19 protein-coding genes and 1 pseudogene are annotated in these 23,495 nt (G+C 54.9%); 8 read left to right on the top strand and 12 right to left on the bottom strand.

Annotation, left to right across the window (positions count from 1 at the left end; all coding sequences use genetic code 11):
• Window positions 1–58: 58 nt before the first annotated feature.
• Genes FD737_RS11320 through FD737_RS11330 form a run of 3 tightly spaced genes read right to left on the bottom strand, consistent with a single transcriptional unit; the run spans window position 59 to window position 3,071 of the window.
• Window positions 59–820: a DeoR/GlpR family DNA-binding transcription regulator gene (locus FD737_RS11320; RefSeq protein ID WP_034829581.1), complete on the bottom strand. Its 762-nt coding sequence runs from the start codon at window positions 818–820 to the stop codon at window positions 59–61.
• Window positions 821–826: 6 nt separating this feature from the next.
• A complete protein-coding gene (locus FD737_RS11325; protein WP_034829583.1) occupies window positions 827–1,807 on the bottom strand; it encodes a D-threonate 4-phosphate dehydrogenase in 981 nt (326 codons plus the stop codon).
• The gene (locus FD737_RS11330; protein ID WP_160833522.1) at window positions 1,800–3,071 is read right to left on the bottom strand and encodes a four-carbon acid sugar kinase family protein; all 1,272 of its coding nucleotides are present in this window, start codon (window positions 3,069–3,071) and stop codon (window positions 1,800–1,802) included. The genes FD737_RS11325 and FD737_RS11330 overlap by 8 nt, the downstream gene beginning before the upstream one ends.
• A gap of 189 nt (window positions 3,072–3,260) precedes the next feature.
• Between FD737_RS11330 and FD737_RS11335 the strand changes: the two genes are divergently transcribed.
• The 6 genes and pseudogenes from FD737_RS11335 to FD737_RS11360 all read left to right on the top strand — a co-directional run bounded on the left by FD737_RS11335 (window position 3,261) and on the right by FD737_RS11360 (window position 10,237).
• On the top strand, window positions 3,261–4,409 hold the full coding sequence (locus FD737_RS11335; RefSeq protein ID WP_034829587.1) for an iron-containing alcohol dehydrogenase: 1,149 nt from the start codon (window positions 3,261–3,263) through the stop codon (window positions 4,407–4,409).
• Between the two features lie 17 nt (window positions 4,410–4,426).
• The gene (locus FD737_RS11340; protein WP_034829589.1) at window positions 4,427–5,311 is read left to right on the top strand and encodes a dihydrodipicolinate synthase family protein; all 885 of its coding nucleotides are present in this window, start codon (window positions 4,427–4,429) and stop codon (window positions 5,309–5,311) included.
• Between the two features lie 54 nt (window positions 5,312–5,365).
• Window positions 5,366–6,319, top strand: coding sequence for a phosphoglycerate dehydrogenase (locus FD737_RS11345; protein ID WP_160833523.1), 954 nt, complete (start codon window positions 5,366–5,368; stop codon window positions 6,317–6,319).
• Between the two features lie 150 nt (window positions 6,320–6,469).
• Window positions 6,470–7,789, top strand: coding sequence for an MFS transporter (locus FD737_RS11350; protein WP_160833524.1), 1,320 nt, complete (start codon window positions 6,470–6,472; stop codon window positions 7,787–7,789).
• A 70-nt stretch (window positions 7,790–7,859) separates the two neighbouring features.
• Window positions 7,860–9,197, top strand: a pseudogene (locus FD737_RS11355) (MFS transporter).
• Complete coding sequence (locus tag FD737_RS11360) at window positions 9,194–10,237, top strand: cyclase family protein (RefSeq protein ID WP_058960880.1); 1,044 nt, start codon at window positions 9,194–9,196, stop codon at window positions 10,235–10,237. The pseudogene FD737_RS11355 and the gene FD737_RS11360 overlap by 4 nt, the downstream one beginning before the upstream one ends.
• Before the next feature lie 197 nt (window positions 10,238–10,434).
• Here FD737_RS11360 and yacL read toward each other — a convergent pair whose 3' ends face one another.
• From yacL to FD737_RS11400, 8 genes are all read right to left on the bottom strand, one after another.
• Window positions 10,435–10,797 (bottom strand): protein YacL, encoded by a 363-nt coding sequence (gene yacL / locus FD737_RS11365; protein ID WP_160833525.1) that lies wholly within the window; start codon window positions 10,795–10,797, stop codon window positions 10,435–10,437.
• 112 nt (window positions 10,798–10,909) lie between these two features.
• Window positions 10,910–11,845, bottom strand: coding sequence for a spore coat protein U domain-containing protein (locus FD737_RS11370; protein WP_160833526.1), 936 nt, complete (start codon window positions 11,843–11,845; stop codon window positions 10,910–10,912).
• Window positions 11,842–14,202 (bottom strand): fimbria/pilus outer membrane usher protein, encoded by a 2,361-nt coding sequence (locus FD737_RS11375; RefSeq protein ID WP_160833527.1) that lies wholly within the window; start codon window positions 14,200–14,202, stop codon window positions 11,842–11,844. The genes FD737_RS11370 and FD737_RS11375 overlap by 4 nt, the downstream gene beginning before the upstream one ends.
• The gene (locus FD737_RS11380; RefSeq protein ID WP_160833528.1) at window positions 14,199–14,963 is read right to left on the bottom strand and encodes a molecular chaperone; all 765 of its coding nucleotides are present in this window, start codon (window positions 14,961–14,963) and stop codon (window positions 14,199–14,201) included. Before FD737_RS11380 ends, FD737_RS11375 begins: the two co-directional genes overlap by 4 nt.
• A gap of 2 nt (window positions 14,964–14,965) precedes the next feature.
• Complete coding sequence (locus tag FD737_RS11385) at window positions 14,966–15,481, bottom strand: spore coat U domain-containing protein (protein ID WP_160833529.1); 516 nt, start codon at window positions 15,479–15,481, stop codon at window positions 14,966–14,968.
• A gap of 7 nt (window positions 15,482–15,488) precedes the next feature.
• Entirely contained in the window at window positions 15,489–16,031 is a 543-nt protein-coding gene (locus FD737_RS11390) for a spore coat U domain-containing protein (protein WP_160833530.1), read from the bottom strand.
• 581 nt (window positions 16,032–16,612) lie between these two features.
• Window positions 16,613–19,210 carry a bifunctional aconitate hydratase 2/2-methylisocitrate dehydratase gene (gene acnB, locus FD737_RS11395; RefSeq protein WP_160833531.1) on the bottom strand — a complete coding sequence of 866 codons (2,598 nt, stop codon included), beginning with the start codon at window positions 19,208–19,210 and terminating at the stop codon, window positions 16,613–16,615.
• A gap of 237 nt (window positions 19,211–19,447) precedes the next feature.
• Complete coding sequence (locus tag FD737_RS11400; protein ID WP_160833532.1) at window positions 19,448–20,443, bottom strand: aldo/keto reductase; 996 nt, start codon at window positions 20,441–20,443, stop codon at window positions 19,448–19,450.
• A gap of 98 nt (window positions 20,444–20,541) precedes the next feature.
• On the opposite strand from FD737_RS11400, the gene FD737_RS11405 reads away from it, so the two are divergent.
• Entirely contained in the window at window positions 20,542–21,441 is a 900-nt protein-coding gene (locus tag FD737_RS11405) for a LysR family transcriptional regulator (RefSeq protein ID WP_160833533.1), read from the top strand.
• A gap of 280 nt (window positions 21,442–21,721) precedes the next feature.
• The gene (locus FD737_RS24145; protein ID WP_370523063.1) at window positions 21,722–21,868 is read left to right on the top strand and encodes a Hok/Gef family protein; all 147 of its coding nucleotides are present in this window, start codon (window positions 21,722–21,724) and stop codon (window positions 21,866–21,868) included.
• A 144-nt stretch (window positions 21,869–22,012) separates the two neighbouring features.
• Here FD737_RS24145 and lpdA read toward each other — a convergent pair whose 3' ends face one another.
• On the bottom strand, window positions 22,013–23,437 hold the full coding sequence (gene lpdA, locus FD737_RS11410; RefSeq protein ID WP_034829692.1) for a dihydrolipoyl dehydrogenase: 1,425 nt from the start codon (window positions 23,435–23,437) through the stop codon (window positions 22,013–22,015).
• Between the last annotated feature and the right edge of the window lie 58 nt (window positions 23,438–23,495).

The raw sequence follows: 23,495 nt of genomic DNA on the forward strand, positions 1-23,495 counted from the left end.
GGCTAGCATTGGGTTAACCCTTTGCTGAAGGGTCGCCTTTGATGGCGACCTTGTTACATCAGGCTGTCAGCTGCAAACCAATGCCACGCTCACGCAACGCGCGACAAACTGCGTCGTCGAGACGCGCATCCGTCACCACATCGGTCAAACTATCAATTGGTGCGGCGCAGTATAGCGACCAGGAACCGTACTTACTGCTGTCAGCCAGCAGAATGCGGCGGCGTGCATTCGCCAGCAGATCCATCTTCAGACCGGCTTTATCTTCCGTCGGCGTCGTAATCCCGCGTTCGATACTCCACGAGTTACAGCTAACGAACGCGATATCCGGATTGATGCTGCGCAGCAGGCGTCGGCCATGCTCCCCAATACAAGACTGACTGGAGTCATCAATACGGCCACCAATAATGGTGGTTTCAATCTGCTTGAATTCAGACAGGAACAGCGCGATATGCAGGTCGGCGGTGATCACTCGCAGTTGCAGATGCGTGAGCTGGCGCGCCAGTTCCAGCATGGTGGTACCGGCATCCAGCACCACGGAGTCGCCCGACTGCACATAACTGGCGGCAAACTGCGCGATGGCCTGCTTCTCTGCCAGATTACGCTGCATTTTTTCCAGCGTGGTCGGCTGCGCAGGAATAAAACGATTGAGCGTCACTCCGCCATGGCTGCGGCTAATGACGCCTTCCTTGTCGAGCTTGATCAGATCGCGGCGGATCGTCGCCGGTGAAGCCGAGATCGCACTCACCAGCTGTTCTACAGTGACCAGATTATGACTTTTCAGGTAGTCCATAATCTGGTCGAGACGGCTTTGTCCCTTCATATTTCCCTATGCTAGCTGCATCGCGAGTTTAATGGAGATCGCCATGCTCGCAGAGTTCGCTTTACCTGTCCAGGCGATATCAAACGCCGTGCCGTGGTCCGCGGAAGTACGGATAAACGGCAGGCCAGCGGTGATATTGACGCCATCATAAAAACCTAACAATTTCAGAGGGATGTGCCCCTGATCGTGATACATCGCCACCACCATATCGTACTGACCTTGCTGACACTGCAGGAACACGGTATCCGGCGGGCACGGGCCATAAACATCAATGCCCTGCTCTTTCATCACTTTGATTGCCGGTGCTACGGTGGTGATCTCTTCGTCACCAAACAGGCCATTTTCGCCCGCATGCGGATTCACCCCAGCTACGGCAATGCGCGGCTTGTCGAAACCGACGCGGCGCAGGAAAGTATCCGCCATGCCAATTACCGTCTGGATGCGATCGCCATTCAGGGTATCCAGGAACTTACGCAGCGCGATATGCGTCGTGACGTGGATCACCTTCAGATGATCGGTGTACAGCACCATGGCGTAGTTTTTGGTGTTAGTCAGCTGCGCCAGCAGTTCGGTATGCCCCGGATAAATATGCCCGGCTGAGTGCAGTGCTTCTTTATTGAGTGGAGCTGTCGCGATTGCGTGCACTTCCCCGGCCAGTGCCAGTTCGGTGGCGCGTTTCACACAACGCCAGGCCAAATCACCGGCTTCTTTCTGCACCACACCCGGTTTTAATGCCTCTGGATTGGCCAGCGGTTCATCGATCACGTTGATGATGCCCGGTGCGAAATGCGCGTCTTTGACGTTATCCAGTACGCGTAATTCTGCCTGCGGCGTAATGTTCAATCCCATCACCCGACGCAGCGTGCTGGCACAGCCGACCACCACTGCCGGGATCCCCGCCAGGTCACCTTCCGCTAACGCTTTAATGATGATCTCCGGGCTGATGCCCGCCGGATCGCCCATGGTCACCGCAATAATTTTATTCACTCGACTTCTCCTCAATGAAACGGATGGCTTCTACCAGGGTGTTTTCGTCACCAAAGCCACCCGCTTTGGTCATCACCGGCAGGTGTAATTCGCTATTTAGCAGAACCCCGTGCGGCACACAGCCCGCCACCAGGCCCTGAATCTGAAAACCACTGGCGCCGAGCGCTTGTGCGACGGCAATTGCCACGTCGCCGCCCGAAAGATACAACCCGGCAGGCAAGGCCTGGCGGCAAACGTTGTGGGTCAATTGGGCGAGAAAGTGGCAGAAGCGTTCTCCCAGCTCCTGGCGTGACACCTGATGTTGCTGACACAGCTGTTCAATCTCATGGCGTTGCTCTGCATGCTGTGTGGTGCGCACTACGCAGTGTGCGCCGTCGCGTAAAGCCTGTTGCATCGCCTGCTGCCACTCGACAGCCTGCGGCCACGCGGGCTGAGCAAACAACTGACGGATATCAATATCGATAATGCGAATGTCACGTTGGGTCGCGAGGCGGGCGATTTGCTGCTGCGCGATGGCGCTCATCGAACCCACCACGGCCAGCACCGGCCTGGCTGGACGCGTCGCCAGATATTCGCCCAATGCATCACCTAATCCGGAAGCGCCTGCGAGTAAGGGTCGTGCGGGTAAACTCGCCGCCGCCGCCACAATCAGCGCAATATCAGCATCCTGCTCGGCATCCAGCACCACTAAGCCCTGCCTACTGGCAAGCACCTGTGCCAGCTTGCCACTGCGCACCGTCGCCAGGTCCAGAGTTTCACCGGTCAGATCGCTTTGCATGTGCAGGCGGGTTAACACATGGCTACTGGTCACCGGGGTTTTCGGGTCGCTGGCAAATTCGGTGTCCGTCAGACGCTGCTGGTTGATCCAGACTTCACCTTCACGCGTGGTACGGCCCAATTTCGGCACAGCGGGCACCACCAGCGCTAAGGTTTTTCCGCTGGCGTGCAATGCGGCCTCAATCTCTGCGCCCGGATTGCCGCGCAGCGTGGAATCAATCTTTTTAAACAGCCAGCCATCCTGGGCAATCGCCTGATGCTGCTGTAATGCTAGCGTTGTACGATGCGCTGCTTCTGCTGCACTGACTGCACGGCTGTCGGTGCTGATGACCAGCACATCGGCGCTGCTGGCATCGTGGGCTGTACTGCTATCAAACAGCACATGCACCTTTGCGCCTGCTCGCGCCAGTCCGCTACCGGCGTCGTTGGCACCGGTAAAATCATCCGCGATCACTAAGACGGGTGTTTTCCATGGCTGTGAAGTCATTCTCTTTCCTCTGACGGCAGTTCGCCGTGTTGAGATTGATTATATTCAATCATGATTGATTATATGTGAGCAAGATCAAATTATTTGAAATCAATTTGTCCTATAAATTTAGGCACTGTAGTGACAGAACCCGCACTGAATGAGCAAAGTTAATCATTTAGTACGAAAAAACCGCGATAAGGGTATGAAATGAATATCAACAGCACCGTGATCAGTGGCTTCCAGGCGCTTAATGACCTCAGCTATTTACTGCAGAGTAAAGACAAAGCGCTTCTGGTCACCGACAAGAATATCGAAGGCATTCCAGCGGTTCAGTCGCTGATCGCGCAGCTGAAACAGCAGATCAGCAGTTTGAGCATCGTCAACAGCGTGCCGCCGGAGCCAAGCCAGCACGATGTCGCCGCCATTGTTGCCGCACTACCTTCTACCGACGTCGATCTGGTGATCGGCGTGGGCGGCGGCAGCGTGCTGGATGTCGCCAAACTGCTGTCGATTCTGTGCGTTGATGGCGCGCCAACATTGGATGCCCTGCTGGCCGGAGAGAAACCGCTGACCCGCACCACGTCACTGTTGATCCCGACCACCGCCGGTACCGGCTCCGAAGCCACGCCAAACGCAATCCTGGCGATCCCAGAGAAAGAGACCAAAGTCGGCATCATCACTCCGGTGATGCTGCCCGATTATGTCGCACTGGTGCCTGAACTGACCACCAGCATGCCGCCACATATCGCCTCTTCGACCGGTATTGATGCACTCTGTCATCTGATCGAGTGCTTTACCGCCACCGTGTCCAATCCGGTGAGTGATAACTATGCGCTGATCGGCATGAAAAAGCTGTTTGCCAGCCTGGAGACCACGATTGCCGAACCGGGCAATCTGGAAGCGCGCCTGAATATGTTGTGGGCTTCTTATTACGGTGGCGCATCGATTGCCCACGCCGGTACCCATCTGGTGCATGCGATGTCCTATCCGCTGGGCGGCAAATATCATCTGCCGCACGGCGTGGCGAACGCCATTCTGCTGGCACCGTGCATGCGCTTTGTACGCCCCGCCGCCGTGAGCAAATTCGCGCAGGCCTACGATCTGCTGCCGGACGCAGATGCCTCACTGGATGAAGAAGCCAAATCGCATGCGCTGGTGGAGTACTTTGCCGCGCTGGTGAAACGTCTCAAACTGCCTGCCAGTCTGGAAGAACTGGGTATCGGCCCGGATCACCTGCCGTATCTGGTTGAAGCCGCGCTCGACGTGCAGCGACTGATGAAGAATGTACCGATGAAAGTGAGCGCCGATGACGTACGAAACGTCTACCTGACACTCTTTCCGGCTTTGAATCACTAAGGATTAATGAGGGCATCATGAGTAAGAAAATTCAGGGCGTATTAACCGCCATCGTCACCACCTTTGACAGTGAAGGTGCGTTTAATCCCGCGGCTCAGCGCCTGCAGGTACAACGTCAGCTCAGCGCGGGTAACGGCATCTTCTGCGGCGGTACCAACGGTGAGTTCTTTGTGCTCAACGAGCAGGAGAAGTTAGCGGTTACCGAAACCTGCGTCGATGAAGTGAACGGCGCTGCCCCCGTTGTGGCGCACATCGGTGAGATCTCTACCCGTGAAACCATCCGCCTCGGCAAACAAGTCGCCAAACTGGGCGTGGATGCGGTTTCGGTGATCACTCCGTATTTCGTGCCGCTGAAGCAGGAAGAGTTGATTGCCCACTACCGCGCGGTGGCAGATGCAATTGAAGTACCGCTGTATCTGTACAACATCCCTGCACGCACCGGCAACACTTTACAGCCGGAAACCGTGCGTGCGCTGGCTTCACATCCCAACATTATCGGCATCAAAGACAGTGCGGGCAGCTATGAGAGCCTGAGCGGTTTCCTGAAGGCCGCTGAAGGCGTGGAAAACTTCAACGTGCTGACCGGCCCAGACTCGCTGATCCACCGTGGCTTTGTTGAAGGTTGTACTGCCTGTATTTCGGGTCTCGCCAACGTGGCGCCGAAAGAGATCAACGCTATCTGGGCACGTTTCCATGCGGGCGATATTGAAGGCTCACGCCAGGCACAAGAGAACATCACGGGCCTGCGCACCGATCTCTACAGCGTTGGTTTCCCACCGGCCACCGTGAAGAAAGCTGTTTCACTGCTGGGTTCAGATGTGGGTAACAGCCGTTATGCGGTGAGCTTCTCTGCCGAAGAAGAGCAGAAGATCCGCCAGATCGTAAATCAGTACCTGCAGTAAAGACCGATTGGGCAGCGGTTGCTGCCCGTTCCAACACCAGGATTGGGAAACGCTATGAAAGTTATCTGTACTTCACCGTCTTTCGCCAAATACGACGCTGCGCCTATTGATGCGCTGGAACAGCAGGGTTTTGAGCTGATCACCCTGCCCGCCGATGCACCGCTTAGCGCGCTGGAGCCGCATCTGGCCGAGACCGTGGCGATGATCGTTGCCTTTACCGATGTGAATGAAGCACTGCTGGCAAAAGCACCTCAGCTGAAGATCGTGTGTAAGCATGGCGTGGGCGTCGACAACATCAATCTGGATGCCACCCGCGCACGCGGCATTTACGTCACCAATGTGCCGGATGCCAATAAACATGCCGTGGCTGACTTCGCGTTCGCGTTGATTCTGAATAGCGCACGCCAGATTACCCAGGCTGCAATTGAAACCCGTGCCGGTAACTGGCCGCGCATCTTTGCCACCGATGTGTATGGCAAAACGCTGGGCATTATCGGCCTCGGGAATATCGGTAAACAGGTTGCGCTGCGTGCCAAAGGCTTCAACATGCGCGTGATTGCTTTCGACTTTTATCCGGATGAAAAATTTGCCGCCGAGCATGGCATCGAATTCGTCAGCCTCGATCAGCTGACCGAAAGCAGCGATTTCATCACCTTGCACAAGCCGCTCACCGATAAAACCCAGAATCTGTTCGATGCTGCGCGCATCAAGCGCATGAAGAAGAGTGCATTCCTGATCAATGCCTCACGCGGTGGCATCGTCAATGAGCAAGATCTGTATCAGGCACTGCTGGACAACGTCATCGCTGGCGCGGCCGCCGATGTGTTTGAGCAGGAACCGCTGGCGGAACATCCGCTGCTCACCCTCAGCAACTTTATCCCGACTTCGCATATCGCGGGTTACACCGACGGTGCCATCAGTGCCATTGGTGAACGTTGCGTCGCGCAGATTGTGCAGTGCATCAAACAGGGCGAGCGCCCGACAAATGTTATGAACGGGCTGGATTAATTTTCTCAAAACCCTACTTAATCCAAATTTTAATCCCCAGCCATTGGTGCTGACGCCAGCGACAAGGTCATCTGTCCCCCGAATGTGGGGTGGATGATTGCAGTCAACGCCGCGACAGCGCGAAAGACACCGGGAAGGTGAAAAAATATTATGAACAACACCTCTCGCTCTACCCGAATTCGCTGGTGGATTGCTGGCCTGATGTGGCTGGCGATCGCCATTAACTATATTGACCGTACCGTACTCTCTGCGGCTGCCCCGCATTTGATCAAAGAGCTCGACATTAATCCCGAGATGATGGGCTTTATCATGGCAGCGTTCTTCTGGTCTTACGCGCTGTTGCAGATCCCGGCAGGCTGGTTTGCCGATCGCTTCGGTCAGAAAAAAGGTCTCGGTATTGCGGTGGCCTGGTGGTCAATTGCTACCATGGCGATGGGCCTGGCAACCGGCTTTAAATCTCTACTGGCGCTGCGTTTAGCGCTGGGTGTCGGTGAGGCCGCAGCCTATCCGAGCAACGCCGGGATAACCGCGCGCTGGTTCCCGGATCGCGAACGTGCCACCGTTTCAGGCCTGTTCGACAGCGCCTCGAAGTTTGGTGGGGCCGTGGCCATGCCGTTGATCGTATTTATGATCGCCATGTTCGACTGGCGCATCACTTTCCTGGTGATTGGTTCACTCGGTGTGTTCTGGGTGATTGCGTGGTACTTCATCTATGCGGAAAACCCGGAAGATCACAAATCGATCAGTCAGGATGAAGTGCGCTTTATCCGTAATGGCCAGGCGCAGAAACACGGCGACAAAAGCGTACGTCCGATGAAGTGGTACAAACTGCTGCGCTACCGCAATATCTGGGCAATGTGCATTGGCTTTTTCACCATCAACTACACCTCATACTTCTTTATTACCTGGCTGCCGACGTATCTGGTGAAAGATAAAGGCATGGATTTCCTCAAGATGGGGATGGTGGCTGCGCTGCCGCTGATTTGCGGCATGGTGATTGAAGTGCTGGCCGGTTGGGCATCGGATCGCATGGTGCACAAAAAAGTGCTGTCACTGACCGCCACGCGCAAGCTGTTCCTGACTATTGGTCTGATGATGGCACTGTGTATCGGCTTCGCCCCGTTCACTGACTCGGTATTTATGACCGTGCTGTTGCTGTGTATCGCCAAATCGGGCACCACCGTTGCGGCTTCTCAGGTGGGGGCACTGCCTGGCGATGTGGCACCGCAGAACAGCGTGTCGATCGTGGCTGGCCTGCAAAACACCGTATCCAACATGGGCGGTGCGGTGGGGCCGATTATTACTGGTGCCATCGTCGGGGCGACAGGCCACTTCACCTGGGCACTGGTGTTCTCTGCTGTATTAGTGGTTATCGGTATTCTTAACTACCTGTTCCTGATGGGCAAAGTCGAACCCATCGTGGATGAGGAACAGGCGCATCATCCACACTCCGTGGTAAGCGGCGCGTAAGTGCCAAACTCGCCGCATCGTCCTGATGCGGCGTTTCCCCTACAGAAAATAAAAAACAATTGGAGGCGACATGTCGCTGAATTCCAATGGATCACCTGCTGCAATTCAGGCAAGTAAAGCGAAAGGGAAATTTCGTTTCGTCATTCTCACGGTGCTGTCAGTCGGCATCGCCATCAACTATATCGATCGCGCCGCCATGAGTGTCGCCATGCCGTTTATGAGCCAGGAGCTGCACTTCTCGCCCACGGACAGCGGCTTATTACTCTCGGCATTTTTCTGGAGCTATGTGCTGTTCCAGCTACCCGGCGGCTGGCTGGTGGATAAACTCGGCCCGCGCATCACTTTTGCTGTCAGCAGCCTGGGCTGGGGTTTAGCCACCGCCGCCTGTGGCCTGGCCAGCTCCATCGCTGCTCTGGTGGGCTTCCGCTTTGTTTTAGGTGCCGTGGAAGCGCCCAGCTAACCCGCCAGTTCGTCGACGGTCACGCGCTGGTTCCCGCGTCAGGAGCGCAGCTTTGCCGCTGCCACCTTCAACAACGGCAGTAAGATCGGTGGCACGCTGGCGATCCCGATCATCTCTTTCCTGATCGCGCTGGTCGGCTGGCGTATGACATTTGTCATCTCCGGCGTGGTGGCGGTGGTGTGGGCGCTGGCATGGTACTTGTGGTATCGCGATCCGCGCGATCACAAAAGCGTCTCGCTTGAGGAAGTGGAATTCATCGAGGCCAACCAGGATCCACAAACCGGCGAGCCGATGAGTGTGCGACAGTTGCTGGGCCAACGTGCCGTACAGGCAATGATGGCCGGCTTCTTCTGCATTAACTTTGTTTCCTACTTTTTCTTTACCTGGTTCCCAACCTATCTGGTGGAAACCTTCCATCTCTCACTGATGAAATTCGGCCTGCTCGGCATGCTGCCAGGGCTGGCAGCGATTGTTGGCGGTTGGTGCGGTGGGTTGCTGTCCGATTCACTGGTGCGTCGCGGCTACTCGCTGAGCGTGGCGCGCAAAATTCCGCTGGTGGGCGGCATGTTGGGTAGTGCCACCATCGGTCTGGCGGCATTTTCCCCAACTGTTGGCCTGGCGTTGGCGGCACTCTGCTTTGCCAACTTCGCCGCCACGTTTGCCTCTGCCGCGCTGTGGGCACTGCCGTCTGATGTCGCACCCAACCGCGCGAACGTCGCCACCATCGGCGGTATCCAGAACATGGCGGCCAATCTGGCCGGGATTATTTCACCTATCCTGATCGGGGTGATCATGCAATACACCCACTCCTTTGTGATCCCACTGGAGATCGCCGGGGTGATCGGTGTCGTCGGAGCGCTGATTTACGCCTTCTGGCTGCCGCGTGTGCAGCCGATGGGCACCGAATCTGCCGCAGCACTGGAAGGCAACTTAAGGAGGGAAGTATGAATACTCGCTGGAAGCAACGCCCGGCGCACGCGACCTGGGGTGATTTTGGTCCCGACGATCAACTCGGTCGATTGAATCTCCTGACCGCGCAAAAGGTGCTGGAAGGCGTAGCCGAAGTGAAAACCGGGCAAACGTTCTGCCTGAGTTTACCGCTCGACTTACCGGGCGGCACGGCGATGAACCCGCGCCGTCCGCCGCCGCAGCTCAATGCCACACGACGCGGCGAGCATGCCAATATGACCTATCCGTTATCGCGCGATAATCCACTGCTCACCGACGTGATTTGCGATGATACCGTGACGCTGGCGCTGCAATACTCAACGCAATGGGACAGCCTGGCGCATATGGGCCAGTGGTTTGATGTCAATGGCAACGGCGAGCCCGAGATGGTGTTCTACAACGGCTACAAAGCCAATGTCGATATCGTTGGGGAAACGGATTATCGCGGCGGCTGTGGCTGCGACCACGGCAGCCATTTGGGCGCGAAGAAACTCGGCATCGAAAATGTGGCGCAGCACGGCATGCAAGGCCGCGCGGTGATGATTGATATTAAACGTCACTTTGGCACCGAGCGGTTTGCCTTTGGTTATCAGCATCTGCAGCAGATTTTACAGGCGGATGGTATCGAGGTGCGCCAGGGCGATATGGTGTGTTTCCGCACCGGCATGGATGAAGCGATTCTGGCGATGCAGGGCGAGCCGGATATGACGTTTTTAAACAGCCACTTTGCGGGTCTGGATGGCAGTGATGAGCAGCTGCGCAACTGGATCGTCGAGAGCGGCGTGGTGGCGCTGATCGCCGATAACCCAGCGGTAGAGATTTTACCGGCACGCCCAATGAACGATGATTTTTATCCGTCGCATCCGCTGCACGATCTCTGTCTGTTCCGGCTGGGAGTGTATCTCGGCGAACTGATGTTACTCAGTCCGCTGGCGGATTGGCTGGCGCAGCAACAGCGCCATGCGTTTCTGCTCACCGCCCCGCCGCTGCGGCTGCCGGGCGCGGTGGGTTCACCAGCAACACCGATTGCCACCGTTTGATGTTGGTATATACGGAAGCACACTGTGGCCGTGGCAGGCGCGATACATGGCGCCGCTACGGCTCTTGCGCGTCTTAGGCAGATCTGGGGGGGAAGGCCCATGCGCGCCTGAGGCAGCATAGCGGCTAAGGGAGGCCGAATACCATTGCGCGGCGTTGCGAGTATGACGCTCGCGACCCTTCAGGCGAAGGGTTGCGGTTATTTCCCCGCGATAAACTGCCGATAGGCTGCAATCACCGCAAGAAAATCTTCCACGCCGCAAAATGACAGGCTCTCTTCGTCGTAATAGGTCATACCCTCTTCCATGCCATCATCTTCCAGCGCCAGCTGGTTGGCTCGGATCATCACCTCTTCTTCATCCAGCCAGATGGTGTACTCATGTCCGACGCGCTGCCACTGATTGATAGTGCCTTTCACTGCCCGCGCGGCCGCTTCCACTTCATCCAGCAGGGCCAGATTGTCGCTGGCCTCTTCATTGAACCAGTGACCCACCGCTTCGTGGTCCATCGACATACGTACTTTGACCTTACCGGTCAAATCACGCAGAAATTCATACTCCATGGGTTTGCCTCGTGTAGCTAATGGCGCGACGTGCAGCACCGGTTAGGTGCATTTTGTGCGTAGCGCGCTGAATAAAGTGAGATCGCGCTCGCATTATGCCAGAAGCCGCCGCTCAATAGGTGACGGTAACCGTCACGGTATCACTGTAGCTTCCGGCAGGCTGATTGGTTTGATCGGGATTCACCTTTGCGGAGTAGTTGATACTTTGCGCGACGCCGGTGCCGGTCTCACTCAGGTCATTACTGGGTGTCCATGCTGTGCCATCTGCCTGATATAACTGATACTGCAGCAGCGAAGAGCCGTTGCTCATTTGTCGCCAATCCCCACTGGTGGCGTTGCTGCTGGCAAGGTTAACGCTGTACGCCGCATTCAGCGTGCAGCGAATGGCCAGCGCCGATGAGACGCTGCTAAAACTGGCGGGCAGTGAAGCGCTGCCAAAGTCCAGATCGGGCGCGCTGTCGATGGCACAGTCATTGGTCACCTCAAACTGGATCTGGATGGTGGAAGTGGCCGTGCCGGTGGTATAGGCACATATCCCGAGAACGCCAACAAAACAGATACTGTAACTCCAGTTCAGCGTAATGGTGTCGGTATAGGTTCCCGCGGGCACATTGACGCCTGCGGTGCTTTTCAAATACAGCGGCAGTGAGCCATCGCTGGCATTGAATAACCCCAGCAGACCCAGCAGTGAGGTCGAGCTCCAGGTTTTACTGCTGCCGATGCTGTAGGTGGTGCTGCACGCGCTGTCACCGCAAATCGTATAAGGGATATAACTGCCGGTGCTGCTGTTGTAAGCCTGTGGCGAGGTGCCGGATGCATTGGCTGAGCTGCTGATAGTGCCCGTCACGGTATTGGTGCTCAGCAGGGATAGTGCGCTGCCCGAACAGGTGAAGCCGGTACCGGTTTCAACCACCTGTGCGGTGCTGGCTAACGTAAAAGAGCTGACGCTGCCAAAGTCCGTACTGCTTGAGCTGGCTGTACAGGCCGCCCAGAGCGATCCGCTCCAACCGGACAGTAAGACAATCAACGCCACTAGCACCCTTTTCATTGATGTTTCTCCTGATTTTCAGCCATAGCACACACCAGAGGCCCTGTGCGAAATTGTTCGCTGTTAATCGTCAGCGCATGTCGGCACTGTCCCGCCGGCAACGACACGCTGATTTCACTGTGCTCAGGCACATCGTCAAACCACGCCTGGCCGCCATATCCCATTTGGGTGGTTTGCCCACTGTGCATTTCCGTCACCAGCGTTCCCGGCGGTAAAGGGTGATGTTGCGCATCCACCAGCGTCAGCAATAGTGGTCGGGTTTTGCGCAGCGGGAAGTTCACCAGTGCACCGCTCGCTTCACGCACTGAGACGCGTTGCTCGACCTGCGGCGCATTGATATCCGCAGGCAAATTCAGCGGATCGATGGTCAGTTTGGCCGGATACCATGCGCTGACCCACGGCACCAGAATATGGCCCTGGCTATCGGTACTGCCCAACAGTTGGTTTTCATAGCGAACCGGTACGCCGCTGTAGCCAGAAGTACTGACCACGATAAAGGCATCATTAATTTTGCTGGTGGCAAACAACGCGTTATCCATCCACACCAATGCACCGCTGGCATCAAACCATTGCGTACGATCGCCCGAGGATCCGTACACGCCGCCGCTTAATACCGAGTAGCGGTTTTTCCACGTAACATCCGCCTGGCGATAGCCGTCGTTGTTTTGTGAAGCCGCCAGATTCCAGCCAATGCCACCGGACGCCGGTGCTGCACGGCTGTAGCTCAAGGTTTGCGCACGCTCGCCGTTGCTGTCACGCTGGCTGGAGAGTGATACCGATCCCGCCTGATCAAACGGAATCAGTAACTGGATTTGCGCCGCCATGCCGTGCTCGCCAAGGGTTTTATTCAGTGCCACGTGCACGCTGCTATTGCCCCACAGGCCACGGCTCCAGGATAAATTGGCTAAGCGAGTGCGCGTGCTGTCATGGGCGGTGATATCGAAATAACCGAGGCCAAAGGTGCCCGCCCTGCGACCAAAAGGTGCAACACTGAGCGTGGCTTGTTCTGCGCGGTGGCTGAGGCTCGCGCTGGTGTTGTAAACCGACAAGTCGCTGAATCCCGCGGTACGCTGAACATGGCTGAGGCTGAGGCTAAAACGTGGGGCGTACCACGAATAACCGGCAGAATATTGCTGCCCAGCGCGATCAGCTTGAGACTGGCTGGCACTCAACGAAAGCGTGCCCAAACGCGCCACCGCTATATCCGCCCCCGCGCCCATCCGCGCCAGCCCTTCACGACCTTCACCCTGTAGCGCCAGCGTCAGATGATCATTCACGCCATAGCGATAAAAACCGCTGACGGCGGCGGCATCGTAATCGGCACTGCGAATGCCATAGTTTTGCCGCAATGCGCCTGCGCTAAAGTCAAAATCGCTCAATCCACTGCGCAGCAGTTGGTTAGAGACATAAAACGGAATGCTGGTTTCAACCTGCCGGCCCAGTGCATCGGTGGTGACGACGGTGGCTTCACCCGCGCCGTTGATATAAGGCGTACTGGTCAGCGTCCAGGGACCTGCATTCAGACTGTTGCTAATGGTTTTATAGCCGTTGATAAACACATCCACACTACCGGGCACGGCAGCGTTGCCTGACCAGTTCAGCATCGGATAGGTGACTAAATCGGGTCGGACGGCAAAACTGCGGCTGATACGCAGCCCGCCTAATCGCACCGAATTGCTCCAGCTGAGTGAGTTGCTGATGACATCCCCCAACTGAAAACTCACCATGCGATCGACATTGCTGTATTTCCAGGTGGTGTCATAACGCAGATAGCCCGCGCGGCTTTCGCTATCAGCTTCTCCCTGCCAATACTGCCGCCAGGTGCCGGTATTCGACAGATAACCCGAGGTGGAAAAAAAACGTTGTTCCAGCCAAACCGCGCTGTAACTACTGGCGTCGGCGCTTTTTACGTTATAGGCATCGTAATTCAACAACATGCCGGGCGAGCTGATGGCCTGATACGCCGTTTGCGGCCTGTCGCTCAGCGTTTGCTTTGGCAACCAGCTGTCCGGCACCTGCAGCTGTAATATCTGGTGCACACTGTCATAACTGACGTAGATCTGCGGCAGCACGCTGACATCCTGCGCCCCCCTGGCCGTGGCCGGTAACTGCACGTTGTTACGCCGCAGCACTGCTGCATCCAGCAGATAATGTGCGTTATGCACCGTAACGGGCACGACACTGCCATCGTTACGGCCATTGACACTCAGTGTGAGCCACAATGTGTAATCGTTTTGCTCACTCTTCAGTGCGCGCGGCGGAGGCAAACCGTCATACACTTCGGCATGGGCATCCATGATGCCGCACAACAGCAGGCCGGGTAACAGAGCCAGCCGGCGTGCACTTGTGAGCCTCATGGTGAGATCGCCACCACGGGACCGTTATCAGTGAGATGAGTGAACAGCGTGCTGCCGATGGGCACTGTTTTCCCCGCAGGCAGGGGGAATTGCATGCTTTGCCCAGCCAGCACGTAACCCAAAAATCCTTTTGCCACGATCAACGATGCTTTACTGACATCCGCTTCTCTGCCCCAGAACACCTCACTTAAACGTGCATGGACCTTGCCTGCATTACGAATGCGCAACAGTGTTTTTCCCTGCTCGGTCACCAGCTGCCAGCTCAGTTGTGGCTGGCTGGCGGAGGCGGGATCGCGCCGCACATCGCTGCGTGGCTGAGTCCAGACGCCTTTGCCATCGAGGAACAGCGGCAGCACATAGCGCATCTGCAATCGCAGCCCGGCGCTGTTTTTCACCGCAGGCACGTCCGCGTTGGGTATCTCATCGAGGATGATGCGATAGGCTTGTTCGCCCTGCTCTGGCGGCGCAGCTGTGCGGATCAGCCGAACCAGCTGGCGCTGTTGCGGCGGAATAGTGGTAAAGGGGGGACTGGCAACCACCTCACCCTGATCAGCGTATCGGTCGCGGTACGCCTGCTGCTGCCAGGCTAAAATACGGACCTGCAAGCGCACTGGCTGGCTGCCACGGTTCTCTAACCACAAAGCGCTACCGTGCTGGTCGGCTTCGATCACCTGGAAAATCGGCCAGACCAACACTGAACTGGCGGCATGCAACAGCGAACTCTGTAACGTAAACAGAGCAATCAGGAGCCATTTTTTCATATTCAATAGGTCAGCGTGACCGTTACGGTGTCGCTATAAGTGCCAGAAGCGGGTAAGCCAGCCGTGGCAAACAAGCGTCCATAAACAGTGTAAGTTTGTGTGCTATCAGGAAATGACGACACGCTGTAGGCCAGGGAATCGCTGCCCCATACCGTGGTGTGTGCCGCATCCTGATAGAGCTGATACGCCAATGTTGCGCTGCCGTTGCTCAGGTATCGCGAGCTGGAGCTTCCGCCATTTTCACCGTAGTCCAGTGCGAGAGTGATGGCCGTTCCCGGCGTGCAGGTCACCACAATCGAACCCGCACCACTGCTGCTCGCCACATCGACATTGCTGCTGATCGCCGACATCGTGCCAAAATCCAGCGTGCCGAAATCCGTGCTGCTACTGCTGCCCGAACTGCCAAACGCACAACCACTGGTAATTTCGGCGGTGACCTGAAAACTGTCGGTGGTGCTGCTGGCGAAACAGGGTGATGCACTCAGCAGCCAGCCAGCGGCGATAAGGTAGCGCGCCATGGCGCTATTACCAGGCGAGTGTCGCCGTTACGGTATCAACGTAAGTGCCTGAGGCTGGCGCCGTGGTGCTTTGGTCTGAAGGTAAAATACGACCGTAAATCGGCACATCCTGCGCGGTTCCGTCAGCGGAAAGTGACACACTGCCGTTCACGGCAATTTCCGTGCTACGGGAGGAGTCAGAATAGAGTCGATAAGGGATTAAAGTGGTACCGGAAGTCATGTTGCGCAGCGTACTGCTGCCATTTAATCCGCCATCTAAGGTTAGCGTGGGGGATAATCCGCTGGTGCAGGTGACCGTAACACTGCTGCTGCCATCCGATCCCAATACGCTACCATCAATGATATTGGCAAGATCGGCATAGGTACCGAAATTAATCGAACCCCAGTCATTGGTGGTGCCACTGGAATCATTGTTGCCAACTGTGCAGCCATCACTGATGACCACCTGAATACCCACTTGCCCGGTCAGCGTACCTGCCGCTTGCACGGTTAAAGGTGAACTACAGATAACAGCCATCGATAAAGCACAGAATGCGGATTTGAATTCCATTTTTCCCCCACACAATTGCAATGGATAGATTTAGATAGCGATACCTGGAAATGATTAAACACTTTTACATTGTGATGCATTTTACAGCGCACACCCTTTATACAAGTGTTAAGAACTTATCATTTATTATCGCAGATTGAGTGCACTCAGCCGCTTTTTAAGCGAAGCGATAAGTGTCACTTTTTTAAAACATAACTGGATGGGATAAATTTGGAAAGGATTGAATTCGGAATAATCTGAATACAAGCCAACTCGCTATATTTGCGTTAAGTTCTGGCATTAATGCTGACTTAAATCCATTTTAGGTAGCATATTGCTTGGTTATTTCGTTAGGTAAAAATTAAAGCCTATCCGATGTAAAATGATAATTAACGATATGCTTACATAATTATGCGCAAACAGTGTTAACTCACCGCGATAATTAAAATCAAAACATAATTATTGAGAGTGTTAAAAATCACAATCATTGATGACCATCACTTATTATTTTTAAAAAATGACAATGTCATTTATTTGATCTATTGGTTTACGCATAAAAAAAGGGACGATTCGCATCGTCCCCTCTTCATCCTTCGCGCCGATTAAACCGCGGTCTGGAAGATCACACCGTCAGCTTTTTCAGTGTACTGACCCAGCTGGTCAAAGTTGAGATAGCGGTAAGTATCTGCCGCCGTCTTATCAACCTGAACCATAAACTGCTGATACTCATCTGGCGTAGGCAATTTGCCCAGCAACGAGGCTACCGCAGCCAACTCAGCCGAAGCCAGGAACACGTTCGCGCCGGTACCGAGGCGGTTCGGGAAGTTACGGGTTGAGGTGGAAACCACCGTCGCACCGTCTTTCACACGCGCCTGGTTACCCATGCAGAGTGAGCAACCTGGGATTTCGATACGCGCACCGCTCTTACCGAAGACGCTGTAATAGCCCTCTTCCGTCAGCTGAGCGGCATCCATCTTAGTAGGCGGCGCCACCCACAGACGGGTTGGCAGTTGGCCTTTGTGCGCATCCAGCAGTTTACCCGCTGCACGGAAGTGACCGATGTTGGTCATACAAGAACCGATGAACACTTCATCGATCTTCTCGCCCTGCACATCAGACAACCAGCGCGCATCGTCCGGATCGTTTGGTGCACACAGGATTGGCTCTTTGATTTCGGCCAGATCGATATCGATCACTGCCGCATATTCTGCATCCGCATCGCCTTCCAGCAGTTGCGGATCCGCCAGCCATTTCTGCATGCCTTCTACACGGCGCTCCAGCGTACGACGATCGCCGTAACCTTCAGAGATCATCCACTTCAGCAGCACGATGTTTGAGTTCAGATACTCAATGATCGGCTCTTTATCCAGCTTGATGGTACAGCCCGCTGCAGAACGCTCAGCTGACGCATCGGTCAGTTCAAATGCCTGCTCCACTTTCAGTTTCGGCAGACCTTCGATTTCCAGCACGCGGCCAGAGAAGATGTTTTTCTTCCCTTTCTTCTCAACAGTCAGCAGACCCGCTTTGATGGCGTACAGTGGGATGGCGTGAACCAGATCGCGCAGGGTAATGCCCGGCTGCATTTCGCCTTTGAAGCGCACCAGTACCGACTCAGGCATATCCAGTGGCATCACGCCGGTCGCAGCAGCAAATGCCACCAGACCAGAACCTGCCGGGAAGGAGATCCCGATTGGGAAACGGGTGTGTGAATCGCCGCCGGTACCCACGGTATCTGGCAGCAGCATACGGTTCAGCCAGCTGTGGATAACCCCGTCACCCGGACGCAGTGAGACACCGCCACGGTTCATAATGAAGTCAGGCAGGGTGTGGTGCGTGGTCACGTCAACCGGCTTAGGATAGGCTGCGGTATGACAGAATGACTGCATGACTAAATCGGATGAGAAGCCGAGGCACGCCAGGTCTTTCAGTTCATCACGGGTCATTGGACCGGTGGTGTCCTGAGAACCCACAGAGGTCATTTTAGGTTCACAGTAGGCACCCGGACGGATACCTTCAACGCCACAGGCACGGCCAACCATTTTCTGCGCCAGTGAATAACCACGGGTGCTCTCTGCAACGTCTTTGGCTTTCACAAACACATCGCTGTGCGGCAGACCGAGAGATTCGCGTGCTTTGGTGGTCAGGCCACGACCAATGATCAGTGGAATACGGCCACCGGCACGCACTTCATCCAGCAGCACTTCGGTTTTCAGCTCGAAGGTCGCCAGCAGTTCGTCGGTTTCATGATTGCGCACTTCACCCTTGTACGGGTAAACGTCAATCACATCGCCCATGTTCAGACGGTCAACGTCCACTTCGATCGGCAGTGCGCCCGCATCTTCCATAGTGTTGAAGAAGATCGGTGCGATTTTACCGCCGAGGCACAGACCGCCGCCTTTTTTGTTTGGCACGTACGGAATGTCATCGCCCATGAACCACAGCACCGAGTTGGTGGCAGATTTACGGGAAGAACCGGTACCCACCACGTCACCGACGTAGGTCAGCGGGAAGCCTTTTTTCTGCAATTCTTCGATCTGTTTGATCGGCCCAATGCTGCCGGCATCGTCGGGTTCGATACCATCACGTGGGTTTTTCAACATCGCCAGTGCGTGTAGTGGAATATCCGGGCGAGACCATGCATCCGGTGCCGGAGAGAGGTCATCGGTGTTGGTTTCGCCGGTCACTTTAAACACGGTGGTGGTGATTTTTTCAGCCAGCTTAGGACGCTTCAGGAACCACTCAGCATCGGCCCAGGACTGGATAATTTTCTTCGCGTGGGGGTTACCCGCTTTCGCTTTCTCTTCGACATCGTAGAAGTTATCGAACATCAGCAGCGTATGGGACAGGGCTTCAGCGGCAATCGGAGCCAGTGCTTCATCGTCAAGCGCTTCGATCAGGGCATGGATGTTGTAGCCACCCTGCATGGTGCCCAGCAGTTCAACTGCCTTTTCGCGAGTAACCAGAGGAGAGAGGGCTTCGCCCTTCGTGACAGCTGCCAGGAAACCAGCTTTTACATAAGCCGCTTCATCAACACCTGGGGGTACACGGTTGACCAATAGATCGGTCAGGAATTCTTCTTCACCCGCTGGCGGGTTTTTCAGCAGTTCAACCAGCGCGGCCATTTGGGAAGCATCTAACGGCTTAGGTACGATTCCCTGGGCAGCACGCTCGGCAACGTGCTTACGGTATTCTTCTAGCACGACGTTCTCCTCGCTCTCATTGTATAGCTTTCCGGTACACCCCTTGAGCTGTCAAACAGTAGGGTGAGGTGCCCGGTTCCGCGTCGGCCAGCATAGCAGCATTTCGGCTGATTGTTAATCTGTTTACAAAAAAGCAACATCCGCGCGTTATTTAGCAGATTTATCTGGATTTTGAGCGGGGTCACACAAAAAAGCAGGCCACCTGAGCCTGCCATTTTGTGATTGAAGGGCTAAAAATTAGCGATCGACCAGGGTGAATTCGCTTTCGTTGTAGCGCTCACCCTGAATATTTTGTGGATTGAATAGCGTATCCAGGGCCTTAATATCGGCTGAATGAAGTGTGAGAGCGGCCGCAGCACAGTTCTGTTCCAGATTGGCGATTTTACTGGCACCAGGGATCGGCACGATATGCTCACCTTTCGCCAGCACCCACGCCAGCGCCAGTTGTGCTGCTGTCGCATCATAACCTGCAGCCATCTCTGAAAGCTGATTCACTAACTTCTGGTTATGCGCCTGTGCGTCCTGTTGGAAACGCGGCAGATAGCGACGAAAATCATCTTCCGCCAGCGTGGTCGCCGCCGGGAATTTACCGGTGAGGAAGCCGCGGCCTAACGGACTGTAAGGGACAAATCCGATATTCAGCTCACGGCAGGTGGCGAGAATTTCTTGCTCCGGATCGCGCGTCCACAGTGAGTATTCGCTCTGCAGGGCCGAAATCGGATGCACCGCCTGCGCGCGGCGTAACGTGGCGGATGAGACTTCGGATAAACCGAGATACTTCACCTTCCCTTCACGCACCAGATCCGCCATCACGCCTACCACATCCTCAATCGGCACGGCTGGATCGAGACGATGCTGATACAGTAATTCAATGGCTTCGACACCCAGGCGCTGAAGTGAGCCTTCCACGGCGCGGCGGATATGCGCCGGTTCGCTATTGGCACCGGTAATGCGCTCCCAGCCCTCCCCATGATCGGTAATGCGGAAACCAAACTTGGTCGCCACTTTGATATCGCTACGGCCTTTGATCGCTTTCGCCAGTAACATCTCATTGGTGAAAGGACCATACACTTCAGCGGTATCGAGGAAATTGACGCCGAGTTCAAATGCACGCGCCAGCGTATTCAACGCTTGCTTTTCATCATTCTGACCATAGGCAAAGTTCATGCCCATGCAGCCCAATCCTAACGCTGAAACCTGTAATCCCTGACTGCCTAATTGACGCTGTTGCATTGATTTATCCTCTTCGCTTACGGTGTTAATGTTATAAACCTCAGCAATCGCAGCAACAATTGCGCGATTTTCGTTGATTTAGTGAGTGGAATTCAGCAATGAACAACTACCGTGCATCAATGCAGGAACTGGAGATGTTTGCCGCTATCGCGCAGCATCTGAGTTTTCGCAAAGCCGCTGAGGAGCGAAATGTCACGCCCTCGAGCCTGAGCCACGCCATGCGCAACTTTGAGGAGCGGTTGGGAGTGCGTCTGCTGCACCGCACCACGCGGAAAGTGGCGCTGACCGAAGCCGGCGAGCGATTCTTGCTGCGTATCCAGCCTGCGCTGGCCGATCTTTCACAGGCGGTGGATGAACTGAATGACTGGCGTCGCGATCCTCGTGGCGTGTTGCGCATCAGCATGCCGCGTTCGGCGGAGGCGCTGTTTTTCCAATCCGTCATTTTACCGTTCGTGCAACGCTTCCCGGAGATTACGCTGGAGATCGACAGCAATGACGCGTTGGTAGATATCGTTCAGAGTGGTTTTGATGCAGGCGTACGCTATGGCGATGTGCTGGCGCAGGATATGATCGCAGTGCCCTTTGGCAAGCCGATGCGCGCACTGGCGGTGGCCAGCCCGGCTTTTCTTGCTCAACATGGCGTTCCGCAGTTCCCGGCGGAGTTATTGCAGTTTCCCTGTATTGAGCGGCGCTTTCCGAGCGGACGTCGCTATCGTTGGGAATTTTGGCAAGACGGGCGCAAGCAGGAAGTGGCGGTAAAAGGCTCACTGGTGCTGGACAATAATGAGCGCATTCTGCAAGCGGCATGTGCCGGATTAGGTATCGCCTTTTTACATCAGGACGCGGTCAACGCTGCTTTGGCGGAGAGAGAATTAGTTGAAATACTTAATGAGTATACGCAGATTGAAGAAGGATTCTGGCTTTATTACCCCAGCAGGAAATACCTTTCCGCACCGCTAAGGCATTTTATTGATTGGATTAAAGATATCAATAATTAATCACATGAACACTTAACATCTTTAATTAAAGACTAACGATAAAACTGGGAAATTTAATTAAAATTAAAGATAAATTAGACGTGAAATAAGAAACAAAACGCGTAGACTGCCTGCGGGCGCTTGAGGCAATCTGCCTCAAGCATTATCAATTGAGGTGGGTTGTGGAAGGAGAAACTCATGCGGTCAATTTTCATCAACCGCACGAGCAGGCAACTACCCGAAACACCTAAGCAATGTTAGGGTAGTTGCTTGCTCGTGCTAATGCAAGGAGTAAGTGATTATGAAGTTATCATTCAGCAAGCTGATTATCGGCGGGCTCATGCTATTAGTATTGTGCCTGGTGAATCGCAATACACGCTGTGAATTACGATTCAAGGTATTCACTGCTGAATTATCTGCGGTAATGGCTTACGAAGTCAGGCAGTAACACTTCAATAGCAGGGGTTCGCCCCTGCTATTTCCGGCAGGGCTTATGCGTTAGCTCCAGCGCCTTATTTATCGATTCAATTTAATAGAACCCGTAATAAAAAACGGCTCCATTAAGGAGCCGTTTCTTTATTTATTATAAAAATTATTTCTTTTTCGCTTTCGCGTTTGGCAGGTCCGTGATACTACCTTCAAACACTTCTGCCGCCAGACCAACTGACTCATGCAAGGTTGGGTGCGCGTGAATGGTCAGTGCGATGTCTTCTGCATCACAGCCCATTTCGATCGCCAGACCGATTTCACCCAGCAGCTCGCCGCCGTTGGTGCCGACAATCGCGCCACCGATCACACGGTGAGTTTCTTTGTCGAAGATCAGTTTGGTCATACCGTCTGCACAATCAGAAGCGATTGCACGGCCAGAAGCAGCCCACGGGAAGGTGGAGACTTCGTAGCTGATGCCTTTCTCTTTAGCTTCTTTCTCGGTCAGACCTACCCAGGCAACTTCTGGCTCGGTATAGGCGATAGAAGGGATCACTTTCGGGTCGAAGTAGTGCTTCAGACCAGAAATCACTTCTGCCGCGACGTGGCCTTCATGCACGCCTTTGTGCGCCAGCATTGGCTGACCGACGATGTCGCCGATAGCAAAGATGTGTGGCACGTTGGTACGCAGCTGTTTGTCGACGCGGATGAAACCACGATCGTCCACTTCCACGCCCGCTTTACCCGCATCCAGGCCTTTACCGTTTGGCACACGGCCAATCGCCACCAGCACTGCGTCATAACGCTGTGCTTCAGCCGGGGCTTTTTTGCCTTCCATTGACACGTAGATACCATCGTCTTTCGCTTCAACAGCGGTCACTTTGGTTTCCAGCATCAGGTTGAATTTTTTGCTGATACGTTTGGTGAAGACCTTCACCACGTCTTTATCGGCAGCAGGGATAACCTGGTCGAACATCTCAACCACGTCGATCTCTGAACCCAGCGCGTTATACACGGTGGCCATTTCCAGACCGATGATGCCGCCGCCCATAACCAGCAGACGCTTAGGCACTTCTTTCAGTTCCAGCGCATCTGTTGAATCCCACACGCGTGGATCGTTGTGTGGGATGAATGGCAGCTCAATCGGGCGCGAGCCTGCAGCGATAATCGCGTTGTCGAAGTTGATGGTGGTTGCGCCACCCTCACCTTCCACCACCAGGGTGTTAGCACCGGTGAATTTACCCAGACCGGTTACCACTTTCACTTTACGGCCTTTCGCCATGCCGGCCAGACCGCCAGTCAGTTGGGTGATAACTTTTTCTTTCCAGGTACGGATCTTGTTGATGTCAGTTTGCGGCTGGCCAAACACGATACCGTGCTCTTCCAGTGCTTTGGCTTCTTCGATCACTTTCGCAACATGAAGCAGCGCTTTTGACGGGATACAGCCTACGTTCAGACAAACACCACCGAGGGTGCTGTAACGCTCAACGATTACGGTTTCCAGACCTAAATCAGCGCAACGGAAGGCTGCAGAGTAACCTGCAGGACCTGCCCCAAGTACCACGACTTGAGTTTTAATCTCTGTACTCATCATGACCTCTTATTAGATTGCCGGCGGCCAGACGTAGAGCCTATCCCAGGCTCTGCAT

Source organism: Pantoea sp. Seng, assembly GCF_009829935.1.
Taxonomy (GTDB): domain Bacteria; phylum Pseudomonadota; class Gammaproteobacteria; order Enterobacterales; family Enterobacteriaceae; genus Pantoea; species Pantoea communis.

Coding starts and splice junctions, on each gene's coding strand:
- FD737_RS11320 (WP_034829581.1), bottom strand. CDS start 820: ATGAAGGGACAAAGCCGTCTCGACCAGATTATGGACTACCTGAAAAGT.
- FD737_RS11330 (WP_160833522.1), bottom strand. CDS start 3,071: ATGACTTCACAGCCATGGAAAACACCCGTCTTAGTGATCGCGGATGAT.
- FD737_RS11335 (WP_034829587.1), top strand. CDS start 3,261: ATGAATATCAACAGCACCGTGATCAGTGGCTTCCAGGCGCTTAATGAC.
- FD737_RS11340 (WP_034829589.1), top strand. CDS start 4,427: ATGAGTAAGAAAATTCAGGGCGTATTAACCGCCATCGTCACCACCTTT.
- FD737_RS11345 (WP_160833523.1), top strand. CDS start 5,366: ATGAAAGTTATCTGTACTTCACCGTCTTTCGCCAAATACGACGCTGCG.
- FD737_RS11350 (WP_160833524.1), top strand. CDS start 6,470: ATGAACAACACCTCTCGCTCTACCCGAATTCGCTGGTGGATTGCTGGC.
- FD737_RS11360 (WP_058960880.1), top strand. CDS start 9,194: ATGAATACTCGCTGGAAGCAACGCCCGGCGCACGCGACCTGGGGTGAT.
- yacL (WP_160833525.1), bottom strand. CDS start 10,797: ATGGAGTATGAATTTCTGCGTGATTTGACCGGTAAGGTCAAAGTACGT.
- FD737_RS11370 (WP_160833526.1), bottom strand. CDS start 11,845: ATGAAAAGGGTGCTAGTGGCGTTGATTGTCTTACTGTCCGGTTGGAGC.
- FD737_RS11375 (WP_160833527.1), bottom strand. CDS start 14,202: ATGAGGCTCACAAGTGCACGCCGGCTGGCTCTGTTACCCGGCCTGCTG.
- FD737_RS11380 (WP_160833528.1), bottom strand. CDS start 14,963: ATGAAAAAATGGCTCCTGATTGCTCTGTTTACGTTACAGAGTTCGCTG.
- FD737_RS11385 (WP_160833529.1), bottom strand. CDS start 15,481: ATGGCGCGCTACCTTATCGCCGCTGGCTGGCTGCTGAGTGCATCACCC.
- FD737_RS11390 (WP_160833530.1), bottom strand. CDS start 16,031: ATGGAATTCAAATCCGCATTCTGTGCTTTATCGATGGCTGTTATCTGT.
- FD737_RS11400 (WP_160833532.1), bottom strand. CDS start 20,443: ATGCAACAGCGTCAATTAGGCAGTCAGGGATTACAGGTTTCAGCGTTA.
- FD737_RS11405 (WP_160833533.1), top strand. CDS start 20,542: ATGAACAACTACCGTGCATCAATGCAGGAACTGGAGATGTTTGCCGCT.
- FD737_RS24145 (WP_370523063.1), top strand. CDS start 21,722: ATGAAGTTATCATTCAGCAAGCTGATTATCGGCGGGCTCATGCTATTA.
- lpdA (WP_034829692.1), bottom strand. CDS start 23,437: ATGAGTACAGAGATTAAAACTCAAGTCGTGGTACTTGGGGCAGGTCCT.